Origin of the sequence: Campylobacter sp. IFREMER_LSEM_CL2101, assembly GCF_025771825.1 — a bacterium.
GTDB classification, from domain to species: Bacteria; Campylobacterota; Campylobacteria; order Campylobacterales; family Campylobacteraceae; genus Campylobacter_D; species Campylobacter_D lari_C.
In genome coordinates, this window is the sequence record NZ_JAKMQZ010000010.1 from 37,872 (window position 1) to 44,828 (window position 6,957).

General features: G+C 29.9%; 5 protein-coding genes. All 5 read left to right on the forward strand.

Features of this window, described 5'->3' with window-relative positions; genetic code table 11:
- The first annotated feature begins 179 nt into the window (after positions 1 to 179).
- The 5 genes from purD to L8V88_RS06820 all read left to right on the forward strand — a co-directional run bounded on the left by purD (position 180) and on the right by L8V88_RS06820 (position 6,809).
- On the forward strand, positions 180 to 1,430 hold the full coding sequence (purD, locus tag L8V88_RS06800; RefSeq protein ID WP_263727328.1) for a phosphoribosylamine--glycine ligase: 1,251 nt from the start codon (positions 180 to 182) through the stop codon (positions 1,428 to 1,430).
- On the forward strand, positions 1,427 to 1,885 hold the full coding sequence (locus tag L8V88_RS06805; protein ID WP_263727329.1) for an RDD family protein: 459 nt from the start codon (positions 1,427 to 1,429) through the stop codon (positions 1,883 to 1,885). The genes purD and L8V88_RS06805 overlap by 4 nt, the downstream gene beginning before the upstream one ends.
- On the forward strand, positions 1,875 to 3,911 hold the full coding sequence (locus tag L8V88_RS06810; RefSeq protein WP_263727333.1) for an LPS-assembly protein LptD: 2,037 nt from the start codon (positions 1,875 to 1,877) through the stop codon (positions 3,909 to 3,911). The genes L8V88_RS06805 and L8V88_RS06810 overlap by 11 nt, the downstream gene beginning before the upstream one ends.
- Positions 3,911 to 4,567: a phosphoribosyltransferase family protein gene (locus tag L8V88_RS06815; RefSeq protein ID WP_263727330.1), complete on the forward strand. Its 657-nt coding sequence runs from the start codon at positions 3,911 to 3,913 to the stop codon at positions 4,565 to 4,567. Before L8V88_RS06810 ends, L8V88_RS06815 begins: the two co-directional genes overlap by 1 nt.
- Before the next feature lie 133 nt (positions 4,568 to 4,700).
- Positions 4,701 to 6,809, forward strand: coding sequence for a polyribonucleotide nucleotidyltransferase (locus L8V88_RS06820; protein ID WP_263727331.1), 2,109 nt, complete (start codon positions 4,701 to 4,703; stop codon positions 6,807 to 6,809).
- The last annotated feature ends 148 nt before the right edge of the window (positions 6,810 to 6,957 follow it).

Consider the following 6,957-nt stretch of genomic DNA (forward strand, 5'->3'; position numbering starts at 1 on the left):
AACACATTAATTATAAGCTGTGATGTGTGATTTACCGTGTTCTGTGACTTCGTTTGAGTTTTGAGAAAAGCGAGAAGCTGCAGCCTTTAAAAATCACCTAATGGCATACTTTGACTTTTTGAGGGTCAGACACTTATACTCCGGCCATTTGGGTTTTTGCAACACTTTTAAGGAAAATAATGAAAATTTTAATATTAGGAAGCGGTGCAAGAGAGTATTCTATCGCTTTGGCTCTTCAAAAAACAAATGATAATTTAGAATTTTATTTTGCTCCAGGAAATGGTGCTACTGCTAAAATAGGAACTAATCTTAATATGAAAGATCCTAAGGTGATTACAGCTTATGCAAAGGCATCTGAAATTGATCTTTGTATAGTTGGGAGCGAAAATTTTTTAGCAGAGGGTATAGCAGATCTTTTTAAAGAAAACAATATTGCTATTTTTGGGCCTACTAAAGCTGCTGCTATGTTAGAGGCTTCAAAATCTTTTATGAAGAGTTTTTTAAAAAAATATAAAATTAAAACAGCTAAATTTTTAAATACAACAGATTATGAAAAAGCTAAGAAATTTATCACATCCTTAACACCTCCTATAGTGGTAAAAGCAGATGGCTTATGTGCGGGTAAAGGGGTAATTATTGCTCAAAGTCATGAAGAAGCTTTAGAAGCTACTAAAAATATGCTAAGTGGAGAAAGCTTTGGGGAAGCTGGAAAGATTGTTGTGATTGAAGAATATCTTGATGGCTTTGAGTTAAGTGTATTTGCAGTTTGTGATGGAAATGATTTTATATTATTGCCTGCTGCACAAGATCATAAAAGATTATTAGATAATGATAAAGGACCTAATACAGGTGGCATGGGAGCTTATGCCCCAAGTGCTTTAGCAAGTGAGAATTTGTTAGAGCAGGTGAAAAAAGATATAGTGGCGCCAACTCTTAAAGGTATGAAAGAAGAAGGTGCTGAATTTGTTGGAGTGTTGTTTATAGGTTTAATGGTTGTAAATAATAAACCTTATGTTTTAGAATACAATGTGCGTTTTGGTGATCCTGAGTGTGAGGTTTTGATGCCTTTGATAGAAAATCCTTTGGATTTATTTTTAGCATGTGTGAACAAAAATCTTGCTAATACTCATATAAAAATTAAAAATGAATTTGCTGTGGGTGTGGTTTGCGCAAGTAAAAATTATCCTTACAAGGACTCACCAAAAGCCTTGATTGAGATAGATAATGTCCCGCAAAATTCTCATATTTCTTATGCTGGTGTAAGTTTGGAAGATGATAAATTGTATGCTAGTGGTGGTCGTGTATTGGTTTGTGTGGGAACTGGAAAAAGCATTGAGGAAGCTCAAAAAAATGCTTATATGCTTTGTGAAAATGTTCATTTTAAAGGAAAACAATATAGAAAAGATATTGCTTTTCAGGTTCTTAAATGAGTACAAATCAAGAATTATTTGATAAACTAGAAAAAGAAGAGCTAAAAATAGCAAGTTTTAAAAAAAGATTTTTAGCTTATATTATTGATAGTTTTGTAATTTTAGCTATTGTAAGTATTATTTTGCTTGATAAAATTAATTCTATGCAAACTTATGATGAAATTCATAATCTTTTAATGCGCTTTGCTGGTGGAATTTTGATTTTGCAGTTTGCGTATCATAGTTTATTTACTTATTTATACGGTGCAACTTTAGGGAAAATGCTTTTGAAAATTATGGTGATTGATCAAGAATTACTAGATAAGCCAAATTTTACCCAAAGTGCTTTAAGGGCAGGTGTAAGACAAATTAGCGATATGTTGTATGGTTTAGGTTTTGCTTGGGCTTTGAGTAATATTGTTTTGAAAACTTGGCATGACTATGCAGCAAAAACAGTGGTGATAGATCTTGCGTAAAATATTACTTTCTTTAGCTTGCGTAGGGAGTTTGTATGCTTCTAAGGTAGATATTTATGCTTTAGATGTTGTAAAAAAAAATGATATTATAGAAGCAAAAAATAATGTAGTTGTAGTTTCTGATTTGTATTTAATCACCGCAAGTGAAGCTAAATTTAATGAAACAACTAAAGATTTAGAATTATTTGGTGATGTAAATATCTTACGAGGGCAAAAAGAAAGAACTAATTCTACTTATACTAAGATTAACCTCAAAGATAACACAACAGCTTTTAAAAATTTATTTTTTTCAAATAACGATTTAGAGGTTTGGTTGCAATGTCATCAAGCTGATTTAAATGATAAATTTGTTACAACTAAAAAGTCAGTTGTTTCTAGTTGTAATGTAGAAAATCCTGATTGGGAAATTCGTTTTGATGAAGGAAAATTAAATAAAGAAAGTAATTTTTTACATCTTTATAATGCAAGATTGTATGTTAAAAATACCCCTGTGATGTATTTACCTTATTTTGGTTTTAGTGTAGATACTAAAAGAAAAAGTGGTTTGTTAATCCCTCAGGTAGTTTTAAAGCAAAGTGAGGGGCTGTATTACAACCAACCAATTTATTATGTTATTGATGATAATGCAGATATTCAATTTGAGCCTCAAATTAGAACAAAAAGAGGTTATGGATTATACTCAACCTTAAGATTTATTGACAGTCCTTATTCTCAAGGTGAAGTTAGCGGTGGTATTTTTGGAGAAAAATCAAGCTACAAAAGAGAGGAAAATTTAAAAAACAAAGAACATTATGGTTTAGAAATCAAATATTCAAGTGAAGCTTTGTTTAAAAGTCTTTTGAGCGATGAGTTTCAAGAAGGCTTGTGGGTTGATGCTACTTATTTAAATGATGTGGATTATATGAATTTAAGTTCTAGTGCAAAAACTGAAGCTTCTTTAGTTACCTCAAAAATAAATTATTTTTTATCTGATGATGATAATTATTATGGTGCTTATGCAAAGTATTATATAGACACTTCTAAAATTAGCAATAAAGATACCATGCAAGAATATCCATCTTTTCAATATCATAGATATTTAAATGGTTTTTTTGATAATTATATACAATATAGTTTAGACGCTTCTTTTCATAGGTATTATAGACATACAGGTATTTATGCTAAAACATTAGATTTTGATCTGCCTTTAATCTATCATACGAGTTTTATGGATGATTTTTTAAATTTTACTTTTACTGAAAGAGTGTATGCAAATTTTGTTAATTATTCTAATACAGATGCTAAAAATCAAGAACATTTGTTTCAAAATTCACATAATTTTTCTTTATATACAGATCTTTCTAAGCCATATGAAAATTTTTATCACACTTTATATTTAGGTGCTAATTATTTTATACCTGGAGCCAAATCAGGTAAAATTACTGAAGATTTTATAGAATTAAAAAATGATCCTGAGCAGTTTAATTTTTCAATGTATCAGTATTTTTACAATACTTTAGGTAAAAAAAAGCTATATCATAGTTTGAAGGCTAAATATTTCACCAAGGAAGGTAGTTTTGGTGGTTTTGATAATGTTATAGAATATTTTTACAATGATTATATAAGCTTGAGAAATGAAGCAGAATATTCAGGGGCAGATAATAGGTTTGATAAAGTATTTAGTGAGGCTTTGTTTGATTATGGTGAGTGGAAAGTTAGTCTAAATCATGCTTATAGAATTTATGAAAATGAAAAATATAATTTTCTAGGAACTAAAGCTCAGTATGATATAAATACTAATTATCAAATATTTGGTGGCTTATGGTTTGATTTAAACAAAGATCCTGAAAAATGGGAAGTAGGTTATACCTATCAAAGAAAATGTTGGAATTATTCTTTGATGTATCGTAAGGATATTTCACCTAAGCTTACTAGTGGAGGGATTAGCGCTAAAGATCAAAGCGGTGTATATTTTATGTTTAATTTTTATCCGCTGGGTGGAGTTTCTTATGATTTTTCTTTGGAAGAAAATGAAAGGTCTATATAATGCTTTTTGAAGATGAAAAAGATGCGCTTGCTAGATTGTATGATATATTACCACTAAATAAATTAAAAGATTATATTATTATTACACCTTCTTTAAAATCTATAATTTTTGTTGATGCGCTAGCACAAAAATTAGAAATTCCGTATGATTTTTTATTTACGGAACAAATTAAAGCTCCTAATAATGATGAGTGTCAAATAGCTATGATTAGTGAGACAAAGGAGCTTGTTTATAATGAGGCTTTAGTTAAAGCTTTTGATATAAGCTTAGATTATATTTATGGTGAGGCAAATAGGACTTATGAAGAAAAAATTTTAAAAAATGTATATCGTTACAGAAAAGGAAATCTTTTAAAAGACTTAAAAGGAAAAAATATTTTAATGTTACATGAGGGCTGTGAAAGCGGAATTACTGCTTCTTCGTGTATTAAAAGTTTGCTAAAGGAAGAAGTAAATAGTATTATTTATGCCACTGCCTTAATGCCAAGTGATGTGTATGATTATATTAGTGTTTTTGTAGATGAGGTTTATTGTGTGCAAAAGATTGATCATTTTGTGAATATTGAGTTCTATTTTAAAAATAAAACGATTTTGCAATCCTATGAAATTTTAGATATTTTAGAAGAAAGTAAATATTATTTACCTTTAAAAAAGTAAATTTATATCTAAACAATTTGTTGTTTAGATATAAATTTATAGGCAAAATAAAAACAGGCTTTTTAAGTTTTAATTTTTAAAATTTAAAAAGCTTATTTGGTTTTGTCTATGATAAAAATTTAAAGGAAAAATCATGCGACATGAAATAAATATCAATAATCATCTTGAAATATTTGATACCGATAAAGTGGCAAAACAAGCAGCAGGTGCAGTTTTAATGCAAGAAAAAAATGCAGTAGTCTTAGCAACTGTAGCAAGAGAAGAAAAAATGGTAGAAGAGGATTTTTTACCTCTTACGGTGCAATATATAGAAAAAGCTTATGCAGCAGGTAAAATTCCAGGTGGCTATGTAAAAAGAGAAACTAAACCAGGTGATAATGAAACTTTAAGTGCAAGAATTATAGATAGAAGCTTAAGACCTCTTTTTCCAAAAGGCTATGCTTATCCAACCCAAATTGTAGTTATGGTTCTTTCTGCTGATCCTGAAGTAGATTTACAAGTAATGAGCTTAAATGCTGCAAGTGTTGCTTTATATTTAAGCGATATTCCTATTAAAGCGCCAGTTTGTGGTGTAAGAATAGGTCGTATAAATAATGAATTTGTTTTAAATCCAAGTAACAGTGAGCTAAAAAATAGCACTCTAGATCTTTATGTAGCAGGTGTTAAAGACGAGCTTTTGATGATAGAAATGAGAGCTTTGGCAAATAAGCAAAACAATAAACATTGTATGAATGAGTTAAGTGAAGATGATATTTTAAAAGCTTTAGATTTTGCAGGTAATGCAATTTTACGTGGCTCTAATGAATATGAAAAAACATTTGCTGCTTATAGAAAAAATTCCAAACTTGAGTTTAAAATAGAGCTAGATAATGCTCAAATTATTGACTATATAAAAAATACTTATATGACAAAACTTAAAATTGCTATTAATCAAATGGCAAAAAGTGAAAGGGCAAGTGAAATTTTACAAATTGCAAAAGAAATTGAAAGCGAAACAATGGCTATTGAAAATGAATGGAAATTTGAAGATATTGAAAAAGCTTTGCATGTATGTAAAAGAGAACTTATTAGAAGTCAAATTATTAATGAAAATAAAAGAGCAGATGGTAGAGGTTTGAAAGATGTTAGGAAAATAGATATAGAAACAAATATTTTACCAAGTGCTCATGGATCTTGTCTTTTTACTAGAGGACAAACCCAAGCCTTAGTTGTTGCAACTTTAGGAAATGATAATGATGCGCAAATGTCAGATTTGCTAACAGAAAAAAATCCAATTTGTGAAAAATTTATGGTTAATTATAATTTTCCGGGGTTTTCTGTAGGCGAGGCTAGCCCTATAAAAGCTCCTGGTAGAAGAGAGCTAGGACATGGAAATTTAGCAAAACGAGCTTTACATCCTAGTGTGGATGTAGATTATGCTCATACCATTCGTTTGGTATCTGAAATTTTAGAAAGTAATGGTTCTAGTTCTATGGCTACTGTTTGTGGTGGTGCTTTGGCTTTAAGAGCTGCAGGAGTAAAAAGTGAAAAACTAGTAGCAGGTGTGGCAATGGGGCTTGTTTTTGAAGATGAAAAATATGCTATTTTAACCGATATCATGGGGCTTGAAGATCACGATGGAGATATGGATTTTAAAGTAGCAGGAAGTTATGATGGAATCACTGCTTTGCAGATGGATATAAAACTTGGTGGTATAGAGCAACAGGTTTTAAAAGAAGCTTTGTATCAAGCAAAAGAAGCTAGAGAGTATATTTTAAAACTAATGGAAGAAGCTGATAGAAATATCATTGTTAATGAGGCTATTTTACCAAAGATTGAGATCTTTAATGTAGATCCAAACAAAATCCCTGATATTATAGGTCAAGGCGGTAAAACTATAAAAGAAATCATCGAAAAATTTGAAGTTAATATCGACTTAGATAGAGATAAAGGCGAAGTTAAAATAGCAGGAATTAATCATGATTTAATTTCTCAAAGCAAAGAATATATATTAAATTTACTCCATTCTAAAGGTTCCAATAAAAAACGCGATAGAAAAGAAATGCCTAAATTTGATATCGGAGAAGAATTTATAGGAAAAGTTCAAAAAGTTGTAGAATTTGGAGTTTTTGTAGAACTTAAAGAAGGCGTGGATGGTTTATTGCATAATTCTAAGATTAAAGAAAAGTTAGAAGTAGGCAATGAAATTAAAGTTAAAGTTGCAGAAATTAAAAATGGAAAAGTTTCTTTAGATTTAGCCTAAATTTTGAGCATATTAAAAAATATGCTCAAAATTTTATATTATATCTTGACAAAAGAATATTCTTTTGGCATAATTTCATTTTTTGATTGTCTCGTTAGCTCAGCCGGTAGAGCATCTCCCTTTTAAGGAGGGGGCCGTTGGTTCGAAT